Below are 14,903 nucleotides of genomic sequence, written 5' to 3' on the forward strand. Positions count from 1 at the left end.
ATGCCTGTCATGGTCACCGACCACCGCAAGCTGCCGCGGCGTCGCGGCGAGGCGCTCAACGTCGCCATCTATCAGGCGACCCTCGCCGAACTCGCCGAGGTCGGCTACGCCCGGCTGACCATGGAGCGCGTCGCCGAGCGGGCCAAGGCCAGTAAGGCCTCGCTCTACCGGCGCTGGCCCACCCGCATCGAGCTGGTCATGGACGCCGTCTATCACGTGCTGCCCGACGCGCTGTCCGTCCCCGACACGGGCAGCCTGCGCGGCGACATACTGGCGGCGTTGCGGCGGACGGCCGAGGCGCTGGCCGGTCCCGCGGGTGAGGCGATGCGCGGGCTGCTCAGTGAGGCGCTGGGCGATGAGTCGCGGGCCGCCACGTTCCGGGAGAACTCGCAGGGCACCGGCAGGCGGCTGATGCGGGAGATCGTCCGCCGGGCGGTCGAGCGCGGTGAGGTCGCCCCCGAGGACGTGACCCCGCGCCGGCTCGACGCCGGTCAGGCGCTGCTCCGGCAGCACTTCCTCTTCCAGGGCCTGCCCATCCCGGACGAGCTCCTCGTGCAGATCGCCGACGAGGTCATGGTCCCGCTCTTCACCCGAGCCTGAGCCCAGCAGGCAGGCGAGCAGGCGGGCAGGCGGGCAGGCAAAGCGTTCACCCGGACCTGGCTCCGGCAGGCAAGCCAATCGTTCACGCGGGCTTGAGGCCCAGCAGCGCGCCCAACGTACGCACCGACTGCTCGAAGCTCCCACGCCTGTCGTCGATCGTGTTCTCGAACTGGCCGAACACCTCGAAGTTGACCCAGCCGTACAGGCCGGTCCACGCGGTGATGCCACGGAAGATCAGGTCGTCGGGGACCCCGGGCATGATCTGGCGCAGGTTCGCCGCGTCCGCAGACAGCGCGGCGGGGGCGGGCCGGGCGAGGTCGGGCGGGGCCAGCGCGCCCGCGTCGTACGCCTGCGCGATGATCCGGCCGAACACCGCCACATCGCGCAGCCTGGCCGTGATCGTCTCCTCCGGCGCCTGGTAGCCGGGCACGGGGGAGCCGTACAACAGCGTGTACTCGTGCGGATGGGCCAGCGCCCAGTCGCGTACGGCATGGCAGACGGCCAGCCAGCGCCCCGCGAAGTCGCCGGGCGGGTTGCTCTCGTCGGCGCGCTCCACCGCCGCGCCGAGCGCGTTGTAGCCGTCGATGATCAGCGCGGTAAGCAGGTCATCGCGGCTGGGGAAATAGCGGTAGATGGCCGACGAGACCATGCCCATCTCGCGGGCCACCGCGCGCAGGGACAGGCCGCCCGCTCCCTCGGTGGCCAGCTGGCGACGGGCGATGTCGGTGATCTCTTTGGTCAGCTCGGCCCTGACACGTTCTCTCGCGGTACGGCTCGCAGTCATGTTCCGACCATAGCAGAGCACTGCGAAAAAACGAGAGCACTGCTCTTGACGGCTGGCGCTCTAATGAGAGAGCATTGCTCTTGTAAGCGAACGGCAGTCACGCGGAGGTTGAGATGCTGAGCATCGCCAAGGGAGCCAACCTGGCTCTGATGTTCTTCCTGGAGCTGGGTGTCCTGGTCTCCGTGGGGTACTGGGGCTTCACGGTGAGCCCCAACTGGGCGATCAAGCTCCTCGCCGGGCTCGGCGGGGTGGCGCTGTTCATCGCCGCCTGGGCCCTGTTCGGTGCGGGCGGCGGTGCCAACGCCACGTTCCCGCTGACCGGCCTGGCCAGGGTCGCCCTGGAGATCCTCTGGTTCGGCGGCGGCGCCCTGGCGCTCTACGCCGCGGGCCGGGTCGCACCGGCCGCCGTCTTCGCGGCGCTCTTCGTCCTCAACGCGGTCCTCCGCATCGTCTGGAAGCAGGTCTGATCATGGGTAAGCACGTCGTCGTGGGTTCCGGTCAGGTCGGCACGCATCTGGCCACCAAGCTCCTGGCCCAGGGGCACGAGGTCACCGTGGTGACCCGCTCGGGCAGCGGCCCCGCCGGGGTCCACAAGGTGGCGGCCGACGTCGCCGACATGGCACGGCTGACGGAGGTCGCCAAGGGCGCCGATGTCCTCTACAACTGCGTCAACCCGCAGTACCACCGCTGGCTGACCGACTGGCCGCCGATGGCCGAGTCGTTCCTCGGCACCGCGGAGGCCACGGGCGCGGTGCTGGTCATCCTGGGCAACCTCTACCCCTACGGCCCGGTCAAGGGCCCGATGACCGAGGACCTGCCGCTCGCCTCGGCCACCCCGAAGGCTCAGGTGCGGGCGAAGATCTGGAACGACGCGCTGGCCGCGCACAAGGCGGGCCGGATCCGGACGACCGAGGTACGCGGCTCCGACTACTTCGGCCCCGGCGCCACCGACCAGTCGCATCTGGGCGGGCGGTTCCTCGTGCCGTTCAGGGCGGGCAGGACCATCCAGCTGGTGTTCCCGGCCGACATTCCGCACAGCTGGACGTACCTGCCCGACGTGGCCGACGCGCTGATCGTCGCGGGCACCGACGAGCGGGCCTGGGGGCGGCCGTGGCACGTGCCCACCAGCGACCCGCTCAGCTTCCGCCAGATCGGTGAGCGGATGGCGGCCATCGAGGGGCGGCCCGCGCCCAAGCTGGCCACGCTGCCGTGGCCGCTGGTCCAGGCGATGGGTCTGTTCTCGCCGATGGTCAGGGAGCTGAAGCACGTCCGCTACCAGTTCACCGCGCCGTACGTGCTCGACTCCTCGGCCTTCCAGCGGACATTCGGTGTCGCGCCCACGCCTATCGACCAGGCGCTCGCGGCTACGCTCAAGGCGTGAAAACAGCCATGATCGGCCTGGGCGACATCGCGGAGAAGGCGTACCTGCCCGTACTCGCCGCCCAGCCGGGCCTCGACCTGCACCTCTGCACACGCAACAGCAAGACCCTGGACCGGCTCGGCGATACCTACCGGATCGCCGCCCGGTCCACTTCGGTGGATGACGTGATCAAGAGCGGGGTCGAGGTCGCGTTCGTGCACGCCGCCACCGGGGCCCACCGCGAGATCGTCGAGCCGCTGCTCGACGCCGGGGCGCACGTCTACGTGGACAAGCCGATCGCCGACAACCTGGCCGACTGCGAGGCTCTCGTACGGCTGGCGAAGGCGAAGAGGCGCTCGCTGATGGTCGGCTTCAACCGCCGGTACGCCCCCGGATACACCGGACTTCTCGCCCTCCCTCGGCACCTCGTGCTCATGGCGAAGAATCGCGAGAATCACCCCGACGCGCCTCGGCGGGCGATATTTGATGACTTCATTCATGTGGTCGACACGCTCCGCTTCCTCGCGCCCGGCGAGGTCACCGGGACCCGGATCAGGACCCGCGTCCAGGACGGGCTGATCGAGCACATCGTGCTGGAGTTGTCCGGCGACGGCTTCACCGCCATCGGCCTCATGAACCGCGTCAGCGGGGCCACGGAGGAGACCTGCGAGGTCATGGGCGACGGCGTCAAGCGCCGGGTGGTCAACCTGGGCGACGTGATCGACTACGCGGGCGGCGAGACGCTCACCAGGCGGCCCGACTGGGTCCCGGTCGCGCGGCAGCGCGGCATCGAGCGCATCTGCCTGGAGTTCCTCACCGCGGTCCGCGACGGCCGCACGATCAGCGCGGACGACGCGCTGATCAGCCACGCCATCTGCGAGGACATCGTCGCGAACGCCTCATGACCGGCCCCCGGGCCGCCGTGACGAGCGCGGCCTGTGCCGGGCCGCCGTTATGAGCTCTGCCTGCGGCGCATCCAGGTGTCGGCGCCGGCCAGCAGCCGGCTGAACGGCCGGCCGCCGAGCCGGGCCAGCACGGTGAACCCGGCCGCGTCACTCATCGGGCTGGAGGACGACACGACACCCGCCACCTCCTGCCCGTACACGGCCGGACCGCCGCTGCCGCCGGACGGGGCGTGGCAGTTCTGGGTCACCAGGACGCCCGGCCCCTGGGTGGTGGCCTCCTTGGCGTCCCCCAAGCAGTGGTACATCCGGGTGCCGGGATACCGCCGCCCCGCCGGGTAGCCGAGCAGGTCGAGCCCGCGCAGCGACGTACCCCTGCGGGTGGCCATCGGGCGAAGTCCGGGCCCGGTCGCGTCCTCCAGCGTGCCGCCGCGCCGCATCACCCCGACCAGCCCGACGTCGTACGGCAGCAACTCGGCGGAGTACGGCCGGCCCCGCCACTGATCGGGCACCCAGGTCCGCACGGCCGGCCAGACACCGAACGGCGGTCGGCCCTGGTCGAACCCGGGCAGGAAGGCCACCTGCCGCAGCGGCCGGCCGTCGTGGTAGAGGCAGTGCGCGGCCGTCAGCACCAGGCTGCGGCTGCGCGACCTGATCACCGTGCCCCCGCACAGCACGGTCGTTCCGCTGATCGGATCACGCCCGAGCAGCACCCCGATGAGCCGCTGTGCGCCGGTGTAGGGACGGGCGACCGGCGCGTACCCCAGGCGGTCACCGTCTGGTGTCAGCACCCTGCGCGGAGGTACCGATCGCTGGGGGACCTCCGCGAGGCCGGTCGGGTCGAGCAGGGTCAAAGACAGCACCATCCTGAGCACCCATACACTCTAAGCCGCCGATGATCACTGCCCTGACCTGCGCCATCAAGGTTTACCGAAGGTTCGCAGAAGGCGCCAGGAGCGGAGCGACGACGAACCTGATCGTGGCCCACGCGACGTACAACAGGGGTGAGCACAGCACCAGGACGCCGATCACCGGCTTGACCAGGATGACGGCCACGGCCAGGACGAGCACGGCGAGGCTGATGGCGGCCAGGTACCAGCGCCGCGCCACCAGGTAGAGGCTGGGACGCACGAGGTCCCGCAGCCGCGGGGGCTCGCGCCGCGGCTCGGCCAGCAGCACGAGCGAGGCCACGACCACGGCCACCACCAGCGCCGCCGCCGTGGCGAAGAACGGCGCGAACGCCGGTCCCCAGGCGGTGCGCGCGACCACGACGGCGTCCAGAGCCAGCACGCTCACGGCAACGGCGCCGGCCGCCCAGACGGCGAGCGCGCGGACGCCGCCGCGGCGGTAACCGTCCCAGAACGTACGGAAGACGGCGATCGAGCCATCGCCCAGTGCGGCGAAGCAGCTGAACGCCCCGGTCAGCGCGGGCGCGCACAGCGACGACAGCGCGACGAAGAACGGCCACGACGCCAGCGGGTCCCGGACGACCGCGAGCGCCGCCAGGAGCGGCGCGCAGGCGACGGCGAGCAGGATGTTCGTCATGAGGCCGACGTAAACGGTGCCGAAGGCCTTCTCATAGGTCGCCTGTCCGGCCGGTCGGAGCAGGCTCCGCACCGCCGCGCCGGGCCCGTGCCCGCTCATCACTTCAGCCCGCTCGTCGCGATGCCGCGGATGAAGTAGCGCTGCCCCAGCAGGAAGATGACCAGGATCGGCAGCACCGACAGCACCGCCCCGGTCATCATCATCGCGTACTCGGCGTCGTACTGCCCGACGAAGGAGCGCAGGCCGAGCTGTACGGTCCACAGTTCGTTGCTCGTCAGGTAGATGAACGGCCCCATGTAGTCGTTCCACGTGTTGACGAAGGTGAGCAGGGCCAGGCTGGCGAGCGCCGGTTTGGACAGCGGCAGGATGATCCGCCAGTAGATGCCGTACTCACTCAGCCCGTCGATCCGGGCCGCTTCGCACAGCTCGTCCGGGATGGACATGTAGTACTGGCGCATGAGGAACACCCCGAACGCGCCGAACGCCTGCAGCAGGATGATCGCCCAATAGGTGTTCGTCAGATCTGCCTTCTGCATCATGATGTACTGCGGCACCATGTACGCCTGCCATGGCACGGCGATGGTGGCGATGTAGGCGACGAACAGCACGTCCCGGCCCGGAAAGCGCACCTTGGCGAACCCGTAGGCCGCGAAGCTCCCGGTGAGCAGCTGCAGCAGCGTGATCGTCACGGACAGGAACGCCGAGTTGCCCAGGTAGGTCAGCAATGGGATGCGTCCCCAGATCTCCACGAAGTTCGACCAGCGTAGTTCCTGGGGGATCCACTGGATGGGCACGGCGAAGACCTCGTTGTCGCGCTTCAGCGCGGACGACACCATCCAGGCGAACGGCACGAGCACCAGCACGGCGAGCACGGCGAGCGTGAGGTAGGCCAGCGCCCTGCGGAGCGGGCTCCCGCCGGCGCGGTCCCCGTCCTCGGCTGCCGCCGGCGGGCGCCGCTGGGTGGCGGCCGGGGGAGCATCGTGCAGTGCGGTCATCGGGCGCTCCTCCGCTCGTTGATACGGAACTGGACGACGGTGACGGTCAGTACGATGACGAACAGCACCAGGGCGATCGCCGACGAGTAGCCGAACTTGCCCTCGGTGATGCCCTCCCGGTAGATGAGCTGGGCCAGCACCAGCGTGCTGCGGCCCGGGCCGCCGTCGGTCATGACCACGATGAGGTCGAGGACCTTGAAGCTCTGGATCGTCAGCATGACGAGGACGAAGAACGTCGTGGGCCGCAGGCACGGCAGGGTGATGCCCCAGAACCGCTGCCAGGCGTTGGCGCCGTCCACCCGCGCGGCCTCGTAGTACTCCACAGGGATCGTCTGCAGGCCGGCCAGGTAGAGCACCATGTAGTAGCCCATGTCTCGCCACACGCTGGTGACGATCACGGCCGGCATCGCCCAGTCCGTGCTGGCCACCCACCTGGGCGGGTGCGCGACGCCGAGCGCTTCGAGGAGCTGGTTGATCGGTCCCGCCGTCGGGTTGAAGAGCATGTTCCACACAATGGCCACGGCGACCAGCGAGGTGATGTAGGGGAAGAACGCCACGGTGCGGAAGAACGCCACCCCGCGCAGCTTCCGGTTGAGCGCGATCGCCAGGCCGAGCGCGGCGGCCAGCGTCAGCGGAATATGGCCGAGCGCGTAATAGAGAGTGTTACGCAGGGCGACGTGGAAGTTCTCGTCGGACAACAGCCGCCGGAAGTTGTCCAGCCCCACCCATTCCGGGGTGCTGTAGGAGTCCCAGTCCAGGAACGCCAGGGCGAACGCCGCGACCATAGGGACGAGCGTGAACAGGGCGAAGCCGACGAAGTTCGGGAGGATGAAGCTCCACCCGATGAGGATGCCGCGCCAGGCCCGTCGCCGGTGAGGCGGGGCGGTGGGCGCCGGTTGTGTTGCAACGTGAGCCATGGCCGTCCTTCTCGACTCCTCCGGATTGTGCGGGCCCGGACACCTCCGGGCCCGCGGTCCGGTCCCTAGTTGAGCACTTCGCTCTTGACCCGCTCGTTCATCGAGCGGATGCCGTCGGCGGCCGATTTGTCGCCGACCATGATGAGCTCGTGCTCCTCCCTGAGGATCGTGTCGATGTCGGAGGAGTGCTCGTTGACCGGCATCTCCAGCACCACCTTGTCCGGCGAGAACGCCTTCTTGGACACCTCGTCGGTGGGCATGCCCTTGATCGAGAAGTAGGTGTCGGTGATCTCCGAACTCTGCAGCGCCGGCACCACGCCCACCTTGGTGATGGCTTCTGCGCCAGCCTTGCCGGCGGCGAACTGCACGAACTTCTTGGCCGCGTCGGCATGCTCGGCCTTCTTGTTGACGGCGAAAGCCGTCGGCGAGCCGAAGGTCGTCACGCCTGAGCCGCCGGGGCGCTGCGGCATCGGGGCCAGCGCCCAGTCGACGTCGGTCTTGCCGCTGGCCTTGGCCTCCAGGATGCCGGAGATGTACCACGTGCCCATGGGCATCATGGCCGTCGCCCCGGTCTCGAACATGGTCCGGTAGTCCGACTTCTGCGCGGTGGCGGTGCCGAAGTCGAGGGCCGCGCCGGTCTTCTGCAGACCGAGCGCTACCGCGTACTGGTCGGCGAAGAAGGAGTAGTCGCCACTGAGCTGGTCGCCGCCCGTCTGGGCCGCCGAGACGGCCTGCACCACGGACCGCCAGGTGTGCTGGTAGGTGCCGTAGACCTTCTTGCCGCCCTCGGTCTTCGTGAGCCGCTGCGCGAGCTTGGCGTATTCGTCCCAGGTGAGGGCGGCCGGAGCCTTGACGCCTGCCTTGTCGAAGTACGTCTTGTTGTAGTACAGCAGCCAGAAGTCCTGCCGGTACGGCAGCGCGAAGTACTTGTCGCTGACCTTGAAGGCGTCCAGGCCCGCCAGCTTCGCGGTGTCGGCCGACTTGGCCAGGTCGGTGACGTCGAGGAGCTGCCCGCGGCTGGAGTAGCGCGAGTAGTCCGTGACGTTCTTCATCGTGATCACGTCGGTGTCGTCGCCACCGGCGAGCATCGTGGTGACCTTGTCGGCGTAGTCGTCGGCGAGGATGTCCACCGGCTGGATCTTGATGGTGGGATTCGCCTGCTCGAAGGCGTCGAAGAGCGCCTTGAACTCGGGGGTCTTGGCGAGGTTCCACACCGTGACGGTCAGCGTGACCTTCCCGCCGCTGCCGCCGCTCGCGGGCTGGGCGGAGCCGCCGCAAGCGGTGACGGCGAGCGCGAGCGCTGCCGCGACTCCCAAGGTCTTCATAAGGTGGCGTCGCACTCCGGCCCTTCCTGGCGTGTTCGAAGCGATCATTGGTCCGGTCTCCTTTCTTGCGAGCCGGTCTCAGGGCTCAGGCGCTCACCATGAACTCGTCGGAGGTCACGGCCGCACGGGGCGGCTGACCGGACAGGTAGCGTTCGAGCTCGTCGAGCGCGCTCTCACTCATCCGCCGGGTCTCCGATCCCAGAGATCCGGCGATGTGGGGGGTGATCATGACGTTGGGCAGGTCGTACAGCGGTGAAGTGCTCGGCAACGGTTCCGGGTCGGTGACGTCGAGGATCGCGTCGAGCCGGCCCTGGGCGCACTCCCGCTCCAGGGCGGTGGTGTCCAGGACGGAGCCGCGCGCGGTGTTGATGAGGGTCGTCCCGTCACGCAGGAGGGCGAGTTCGGCCGCTCCGATGAGGTGATGGGTGGACGGCAGTTCCGGGACGTGCAGGGTGAGCACGTCACAGCGCGGTAGCAGCTCGGGCAACGGGAGCAGCCGGGCGCCCGCCGCGCTGACCTCGGCCGGGTCGGCATAGGGATCGGCGACGAGGACGTCCACCTCCAGGCTGCGGAGCCGTTCGACCACCCGGCGGCCCACGCGCGAGAAGCCGATGACGCCGATCGTGCGTCCGCGGTTGGTCAGCTCGCCACGGCCGGTGGCGAAGGACCAGTCAGCGCGGTGCCTGCGCGCGTCCTGGGCGAGGAAGGGGACCTTCTTCCCGGCGAAGATGACCGCGGCCAGAGTGAACTCGGCCACCGGGATCGCGTTCTCGTCCGCGGCGTTGGTGACGAGGATCCCGCGTCGCCAGACCTCGTCGGTGACGAACGTACGCACCGTTCCCGCGCAGTGGAATATGGCCCGCAGCCGCGGCGCGTCGGCCAGCCTCTCGGTCGTCAGCGGTGGGCAGCCCCAGGAGGTCACCAGCACCTCGACGTCGCGCAGCCGGCGGCGCACGGAGGGCGCGTCGAGGTCGGCGGTCACGATCGGCTCTCCCAGCTCGACCAGATCGTGCAACCGGCGAAGCTGCGCCTCCTGAAACTGCACGCTGAACTTCGCTGGGTCCATGACCAGCAGAGCAGGGGGTCTTCTCACCAGGATCCTTTCGGCGGCAAGCGCTTACCAGTGCCGCCGAGCATGTCCGATCATTTCAATCACGTCAATACCTTGTTAATCGGATCGATCACGTTATGTGACCGATATTGATCGTTATCGGATGAAGTCGAGTGATGCGCCTTGACGCGGGACGAACCCTTGGCGTTAACTCCGGGACACACTCACGCGATCACGACCAGGGGGATCCATGCTCATGCTGCGGGAGTTCGACGACCTGCGGCTCTCGCCCCACACCGGATGGACCCGGAACCACTGGGCGGCACTCGCCGACCATCTCCTCCTGTCCGCCAGGCGGTACGCGTCGGCCTCGCACGCGCGCGTCTCCTTCCCCGGCCCGCCGGGCGGTTACGGGCCCGACGTCGACGCGCTGGAGGGGTTCGCGCGCACGTTCCTGGCCGCCGGATTCCGGGTGGCAGGGGAGGGCGGGCGCGATCCGCTGGGCCTGATGGAGTGGTACGCGCAGGGCCTCGCCACCGGGACGGATCCCCGCTCACCCGAGCGCTGGGTGCGCCTCGACGAGCATGACCAGGCGAAGGTCGAGGCCGCGTCCATCGCGCTGGTGCTCCACCTGACGAAACCGTGGCTGTGGGACCGGCTCGACCCGATCGTGCGTGAGCAGGTCGTCGACTACCTCGCGCCCGCGGTCGGCGCGGACTACCCGCCGATCAACTGGATCTGGTTCCAGATCGTGGTCGAGCAGTTCCTCGCCTCCGTCGGCGGCCCCTTCGAGCGCAAGGACATCGAGGAGGGGCTCGCCTTCACCGACGGCTTCGCCAGGGAGAACGGCTGGTACGCCGACGGTGCCGAACGCGCCTACGACCACTACGCCGGATGGGCGCTGCAGTTCTACCCGCTGATGTGGAGCGAGATGGCAGCCGGGGATCCGGCGGCGGACTCGCGGCGACCGCTCTACCTGGAGTGGCTCGAACGTTACCTGGGCGACGCCGTCCACCTCGTCGGCGCCGACGGATCCCCTCTCGTCCAGGGACGCAGCCTGATCTACCGGTTCGCCGCCGCCACCCAATTCTGGGTCGGCGCCCGCGCCGGGACGGCGACACCCGCCCCAGGATTGCTGCGCCGTGCCGCCTCCGGCATCGCCCGCCACTTCACCGAACGCGGAGCGCCGGACGAGAACGGAGTCCTCACCCCGGGCTGGCACAGAGCCTGGCCGCCGCTCGCCCAGTCCTACTCCGGGCCAGGCTCGCCGTACTGGGCGGCCAAGGGCTTCTTCGGCCTGTCCCTGCCCGCTGACCACCCGGTGTGGACGGCCGTCGAGGAGCCGCTGCCGGTCGAGTCCGGCGACTACCAGCGCGTCGTCCGCGCTCCCGGCTGGCTGGTCAGCGGCACCCGTGCCGACGGCGTCGTGCGGGTGGTCAACCACGGCACCGACCACTCCCATCCCGGGACGCACCTGACCGACTCGCCCCTGTACGCGCGGCTGGGCTACTCGACCGCCACCTCGCCCGTGCTCGCCGGTGAGCACGCCGCCGACCCCCTCGACCAGTCGGTCGTGCTCCTCGACGAGGGCGGGCGGCCCAGCCATCGCACGGGATTCGACACGCTCCTGCTCGACCGCCTCCCCTCCGGTACGGTGATCGGGGCCTCGCGCTGGCAGGCCCACTGGGTCACCCCTGAGAGCGGGCGCCCGGACCACGGCTACGGGCAGGCCGGGACGGTACGCCTCGGGCCGTGGATCGACCTGATCTCCGCGGTGCGCGGTCCTTGGGAGATGCGCCTGGTCCGGCTGCCGGCCACGGCCGTGGAGCGTGGCCGGCTGCGCGTCGGTGGATGGCCGCTGCCGGCTTCCGAATCCGTCCAGGACGATGGGGCCGCCGTGTCGAACGGCACCATGCACTCCCGCGTCATCGCGGGTCCGGGGCTGGACCTGCGCGGCGCGGTCGCCGCCGAGAACTCCTCGCCGCTGGCCCCTTGGACGCTGGTCCCCTGGTGCGCCACCGCCACCCCGGCGCTGCCGGACACGTGGTACGACGTGGCGGTGTTCCTCGGCGGGCAGGAGCCGGACCGGGCGCCGGTCCTGTCCTGGGACGGCCCGGCGCTCGCCCGCGTGGCCTGGCCGGACGGGACGGAGGACCTCCTGGACACTGCCGGCGCGCTCAGCGGGCCGGGCACGCCGCTCCTATGACGCCGTTCGGCGGACGCGGGCCGCTATGACGCCGTTCGGCGGTGTGTGACATCGGTGGGTCACTGTGACATCGAGGAGGAGCGCACGATCAGGGTGGGCTCGACGACGACGCGGTGGGTGGGCCGCTCCGGATCCGGGTCGGCCAGCCGCGCCGCGAGCAGCCCGAAGGCCGCCCGCCCGATGGCCATCTTGGGCGGCCGGACAGCGGTCAGCGGCGGGTCGCACAGCTCGGCCACCTCGTCGTCGTAGGCCACGATGGCGAGATCGCCGGGCACCCGGATGCCGCGCTCCTGGCAGCGCTCGACCAGGTTGATCGCCTCCGGGTCGGAGTGGACGAGCAGCGCCGTCGTCCCGGATTCGACGCACTGGTCGATCACGCTCTCGAGCGCCTTGGGCCACTCGGGATCCAACTGATCGACCGTGCTGACGTCCGGCAGACCCTCCAGCGGCAGGCCGAACTCCTCGCACGCCTGCCGCCAGCCGTGCCGCACGTGCGGGCTCGTCGGGCTCTGTGCGGTGGTGATCAGTCCGATCCGCCGGTGACCGAGCTCGACCAGGTGCCGTACGGCCATGCCGGCCCCCAGCGCGTGATCGCTGACCACCGACTCCATCGCCTCGTGGTAGGGGCCGGAGGCGGCGGTGCGCTCGATGAGCACCACGGGCATGTCGGCCTCCTGCAGCCATCGCACCAGCGCCTGCCCGTCGTCGCCGGTCGTGGTGGGCGCGACCAGCAGGCCGTCCATGCCCGCCGATTCGATCAGCCGGGACAGGTGGCGGCGCTCGTCGGTGGCCCGGTAGGTGGCGCCACGCAGGACGACGCGCGCGCCGGATGCCGCGGCGGCCTCGCGGACGCCGCGGATCACGTCGGGCCAGTAGTAGTTCAGCGACGGCACCACCATGCCGATCGTGACCTGCGCCCGCTCGGCGTCGGCCGCGTCGGGTCCCGGCCGTGATCCCGGCTGCGGGCCCGGCGAATCCTCCGTTTCCCCGCTGGCGAGCGTGTCGGCCACCGGCCCGCCGTGAAGCACGGCTCCGCCGCGAACCCGGCGGATCAGCCCCTGGGACGAGAGCAGCGCGATGTCGCGCCGGATGGTGATGACCGAGACGTCCAGCTCGGCCGCCAGGTCGCCGACGCGCACGACGCCGCGCCGGCGCAGCAGCTCCACCACCTGGGCGCGACGCTCGTCCGGCAGCGGACCCGGCGAATCGGACACGCTCATTCCCACACTCCCATGCGAACCTCGAAAGCACCCCGCGCCGTACCGGGCAGACGCAGCTCCAGCCTGGTCAGGCGGTCGCCCCACACCGTGGAGAGCATGGGGTCCGCCACCGTGCGGACGGTGAACGCGGCCGTCGCGACCCCGGGGTCCCACGCGAGGAGCACGGCCCGCGCGCCGCCCGGCGGCCGGATGACGGCCTGCCCGGCGGACGGCTGCTCCACCTGCCCGTTCAGCAGGAAGTGCAGCACATTCGGGTCGCCGTCACCGGTGAAGCTCCAGGAGTCCCCGATCGTCACGCGTGAATCGCGCCGGTCGAGCGCCGCCGTCCGCCACCACCGCTCCAGCTCGGGTACGGGATAGGCGGCGGCCAGGTCCAGCCGCGCCTCGAAGCGGCCGGGCTCGTCCACCACCTCGACGTCACGGGCGCGGAACCGGCGCCCCTGCCCCTGTGGCGCACCCCGTATCTCGGGGACGTTGTGCCAGTCGCTCCGCATCGTCCAGATCGCATAGCGGTCCGGCCCGAACGTCTGCGCCGTGTACGTCGGCCGTCCCGCGTCGACCAGTACGGGAACCCCGTCCACGGCGACGACGACGGACCCGACGTCGTTGTGGTTGTGGTGCTCCCCGTTGTGCCCGCCCTTGATCGCGAGCGTGAGACCGCGCGCCGTCCCGCCGGCCGCCCGTGCGAGGCCGATCTGCGTCCCCGGCAACCAGACCCCGGCGACCAGCGGCGGCTCGCCGGGCCCGGCGCTCTGCCACTCCACGTCGACCAGCTCGCGGAGCGCCCGCCCGAGTTCGGCGGCGGCGGAAATCCCGGCCGCACGCTGCGACTCCGCGTGCCGGCGGGCGTCGTGCACGCCGAGCCGGCGAGCCCAGCGGTGCGGCACTTGCCACGGCTGGTCAGCAGGCGGCCGAGCCCGCGCGTCGGCGAGGTTGAGATACCACGGCCCGCCCAGATGCATGCGGTGGGGGAACCGGACCGTTTCCCGCACGACCTGGATCTCCGATGCGTCGAGCCGTCCCGCCGTGGCGTGCTCCAGGACGTCGAGCGCCTCGAGCGCGCGGCATGCCCCGTTCCACCAGTATTCGTAGCCCTCGTCGACGGAGCCGTCATCTGGCAGCGCCGCCAGGTAACGATCGATGCCCGCCACGGCCAGGGCGACCTGGCACGCCCGCTCCTGCCCCGCCTCGGTCAGGCGCAGCGCGGCGACGAGCACGTTGCCGCAGATCCACGGGCACCAGTTGCTCGGATCGCCGTCCAGCCCCAGCCAGTGCCAGTCGCGCCGCTGGACGAACGGGGCGAGCACCCGCGCGCGCACCTCCGCCCGCACCCGCTCCCGCAACCCCGGGAAGCGCTCGGCCAGCCGGTCCCCGAGCACCTGGTCGGCCCAGGCCAGCTGGGCGGCGACATCGGCGGCGCCGAGGTCGAGGCAGGGCGTGGCCACATCGGGCAGGACCGTCCCCCGGGGCCGGCACGTGTCCTCGTGCGCCGGCCAGCACCACGAACTCTGCTCGCACAGCTGGACGATCCCGTCGGCGGCCTCCTCCAGCCACTCGTCCGCGCCGCTCGCCAGCGCCATGAGCACCGTCCGGGTCAGGCGGTCCTGGCGCTCGAACACCTGGCTCTCGTAGCGGGTGCGGTTGCCGTCCCGGAAGTACCGCGCGTACTGCGATGCCAGCGGCTGCGGCCAGGGCGTGCCCAGCTCCGCCTCCGCCCGCTCACGGACGGCGAGCAGGGCGCCGGACTCCGCGCTCCGATCCCAGACGCCATCCCCTGCGGCCGGGATCGGCAGCGCCTTTTCGGGCGGTAGCAGGCTGCCGGCCAGGGCGTCCGGCAGCATGGCGGCCCCCCAAGCGGCGAGCAGGGGACCGGTCGTCCGGCCCGCCGGGCCGCTCTCCGTCCGCCCGACCGCGGGTCCGGTCGCAGTGTTCGTCATGATCCTCCTCGCCGACACCCCTCATAGTAGCGATCGAAAGTGATCGAAGTTGAATCAAATG

Annotated in this window: 14 protein-coding genes; 5 read left to right on the forward strand and 9 right to left on the reverse strand. The window is 70.6% G+C overall.

Translation table 11 applies throughout. From position 1 onward, the window contains the following. Nucleotides 1-600, forward strand: coding sequence for a TetR/AcrR family transcriptional regulator (locus AB0J16_RS07440; RefSeq protein WP_225290790.1), 600 nt, complete (start codon nucleotides 1-3; stop codon nucleotides 598-600). Nucleotides 601-682: 82 nt separating this feature from the next. On the opposite strand, the gene AB0J16_RS07445 is transcribed toward AB0J16_RS07440, so the two are convergent. Beyond that, nucleotides 683-1,384, reverse strand: a complete 702-nt coding sequence (locus AB0J16_RS07445; RefSeq protein WP_358535639.1) for a TetR/AcrR family transcriptional regulator — start codon at nucleotides 1,382-1,384, stop codon at nucleotides 683-685. Between the two features lie 113 nt (nucleotides 1,385-1,497). On the opposite strand from AB0J16_RS07445, the gene AB0J16_RS07450 reads away from it, so the two are divergent. The 3 genes from AB0J16_RS07450 to AB0J16_RS07460 are packed head-to-tail and all read left to right on the forward strand — an operon-like array spanning nucleotide 1,498 to nucleotide 3,649. After that, a complete protein-coding gene (locus AB0J16_RS07450) occupies nucleotides 1,498-1,851 on the forward strand; it encodes a YrdB family protein (protein WP_358535641.1) in 354 nt (117 codons plus the stop codon). A gap of 2 nt (nucleotides 1,852-1,853) precedes the next feature. Then, nucleotides 1,854-2,765, forward strand: coding sequence for an NAD-dependent epimerase/dehydratase family protein (locus AB0J16_RS07455; protein WP_358535643.1), 912 nt, complete (start codon nucleotides 1,854-1,856; stop codon nucleotides 2,763-2,765). Beyond that, on the forward strand, nucleotides 2,762-3,649 hold the full coding sequence (locus tag AB0J16_RS07460; RefSeq protein WP_358535645.1) for a Gfo/Idh/MocA family oxidoreductase: 888 nt from the start codon (nucleotides 2,762-2,764) through the stop codon (nucleotides 3,647-3,649). Before AB0J16_RS07455 ends, AB0J16_RS07460 begins: the two co-directional genes overlap by 4 nt. Nucleotides 3,650-3,696: 47 nt before the next feature. Here AB0J16_RS07460 and AB0J16_RS07465 read toward each other — a convergent pair whose 3' ends face one another. From AB0J16_RS07465 to AB0J16_RS07490, 6 genes are all read right to left on the reverse strand, one after another. Continuing rightward, nucleotides 3,697-4,521, reverse strand: a complete 825-nt coding sequence (locus tag AB0J16_RS07465) for a hypothetical protein (RefSeq protein WP_358535647.1) — start codon at nucleotides 4,519-4,521, stop codon at nucleotides 3,697-3,699. Nucleotides 4,522-4,573: 52 nt separating this feature from the next. Further along, nucleotides 4,574-5,290, reverse strand: coding sequence for a hypothetical protein (locus tag AB0J16_RS07470; RefSeq protein ID WP_358535649.1), 717 nt, complete (start codon nucleotides 5,288-5,290; stop codon nucleotides 4,574-4,576). Next, entirely contained in the window at nucleotides 5,290-6,186 is an 897-nt protein-coding gene (locus AB0J16_RS07475) for a carbohydrate ABC transporter permease (RefSeq protein WP_358535651.1), read from the reverse strand. Before AB0J16_RS07475 ends, AB0J16_RS07470 begins: the two co-directional genes overlap by 1 nt. After that, nucleotides 6,183-7,103 (reverse strand): sugar ABC transporter permease, encoded by a 921-nt coding sequence (locus AB0J16_RS07480; RefSeq protein WP_358535653.1) that lies wholly within the window; start codon nucleotides 7,101-7,103, stop codon nucleotides 6,183-6,185. The genes AB0J16_RS07475 and AB0J16_RS07480 overlap by 4 nt, the downstream gene beginning before the upstream one ends. A gap of 65 nt (nucleotides 7,104-7,168) precedes the next feature. Next, nucleotides 7,169-8,428, reverse strand: coding sequence for a sugar ABC transporter substrate-binding protein (locus AB0J16_RS07485; RefSeq protein ID WP_358535655.1), 1,260 nt, complete (start codon nucleotides 8,426-8,428; stop codon nucleotides 7,169-7,171). A gap of 85 nt (nucleotides 8,429-8,513) precedes the next feature. Beyond that, nucleotides 8,514-9,521, reverse strand: coding sequence for a hydroxyacid dehydrogenase (locus AB0J16_RS07490; protein ID WP_358535657.1), 1,008 nt, complete (start codon nucleotides 9,519-9,521; stop codon nucleotides 8,514-8,516). A 208-nt stretch (nucleotides 9,522-9,729) separates the two neighbouring features. Between AB0J16_RS07490 and AB0J16_RS07495 the strand changes: the two genes are divergently transcribed. Next, nucleotides 9,730-11,685, forward strand: coding sequence for a DUF2264 domain-containing protein (locus tag AB0J16_RS07495; RefSeq protein WP_358535659.1), 1,956 nt, complete (start codon nucleotides 9,730-9,732; stop codon nucleotides 11,683-11,685). A gap of 59 nt (nucleotides 11,686-11,744) precedes the next feature. Here AB0J16_RS07495 and AB0J16_RS07500 read toward each other — a convergent pair whose 3' ends face one another. After that, complete coding sequence (locus tag AB0J16_RS07500) at nucleotides 11,745-12,905, reverse strand: substrate-binding domain-containing protein (RefSeq protein ID WP_358535661.1); 1,161 nt, start codon at nucleotides 12,903-12,905, stop codon at nucleotides 11,745-11,747. Beyond that, nucleotides 12,902-14,842: a heparinase II/III family protein gene (locus AB0J16_RS07505; protein WP_358535663.1), complete on the reverse strand. Its 1,941-nt coding sequence runs from the start codon at nucleotides 14,840-14,842 to the stop codon at nucleotides 12,902-12,904. Before AB0J16_RS07505 ends, AB0J16_RS07500 begins: the two co-directional genes overlap by 4 nt. Nucleotides 14,843-14,903 lie beyond the last annotated feature (61 nt).

This window comes from Nonomuraea sp. NPDC049750, assembly GCF_040659625.1.
Taxonomy (GTDB): Bacteria; Actinomycetota; Actinomycetes; order Streptosporangiales; family Streptosporangiaceae; genus Nonomuraea.

Coding starts and splice junctions, on each gene's coding strand:
- AB0J16_RS07445 (WP_358535639.1), bottom strand. CDS start 1,384: ATGACTGCGAGCCGTACCGCGAGAGAACGTGTCAGGGCCGAGCTGACC.
- AB0J16_RS07475 (WP_358535651.1), bottom strand. CDS start 6,186: ATGACCGCACTGCACGATGCTCCCCCGGCCGCCACCCAGCGGCGCCCG.
- AB0J16_RS07470 (WP_358535649.1), bottom strand. CDS start 5,290: ATGAGCGGGCACGGGCCCGGCGCGGCGGTGCGGAGCCTGCTCCGACCG.
- AB0J16_RS07495 (WP_358535659.1), top strand. CDS start 9,730: ATGCTCATGCTGCGGGAGTTCGACGACCTGCGGCTCTCGCCCCACACC.
- AB0J16_RS07500 (WP_358535661.1), bottom strand. CDS start 12,905: ATGAGCGTGTCCGATTCGCCGGGTCCGCTGCCGGACGAGCGTCGCGCC.
- AB0J16_RS07505 (WP_358535663.1), bottom strand. CDS start 14,842: ATGACGAACACTGCGACCGGACCCGCGGTCGGGCGGACGGAGAGCGGC.
- AB0J16_RS07485 (WP_358535655.1), bottom strand. CDS start 8,428: ATGAAGACCTTGGGAGTCGCGGCAGCGCTCGCGCTCGCCGTCACCGCT.
- AB0J16_RS07450 (WP_358535641.1), top strand. CDS start 1,498: ATGCTGAGCATCGCCAAGGGAGCCAACCTGGCTCTGATGTTCTTCCTG.
- AB0J16_RS07455 (WP_358535643.1), top strand. CDS start 1,854: ATGGGTAAGCACGTCGTCGTGGGTTCCGGTCAGGTCGGCACGCATCTG.
- AB0J16_RS07480 (WP_358535653.1), bottom strand. CDS start 7,103: ATGGCTCACGTTGCAACACAACCGGCGCCCACCGCCCCGCCTCACCGG.
- AB0J16_RS07440 (WP_225290790.1), top strand. CDS start 1: ATGCCTGTCATGGTCACCGACCACCGCAAGCTGCCGCGGCGTCGCGGC.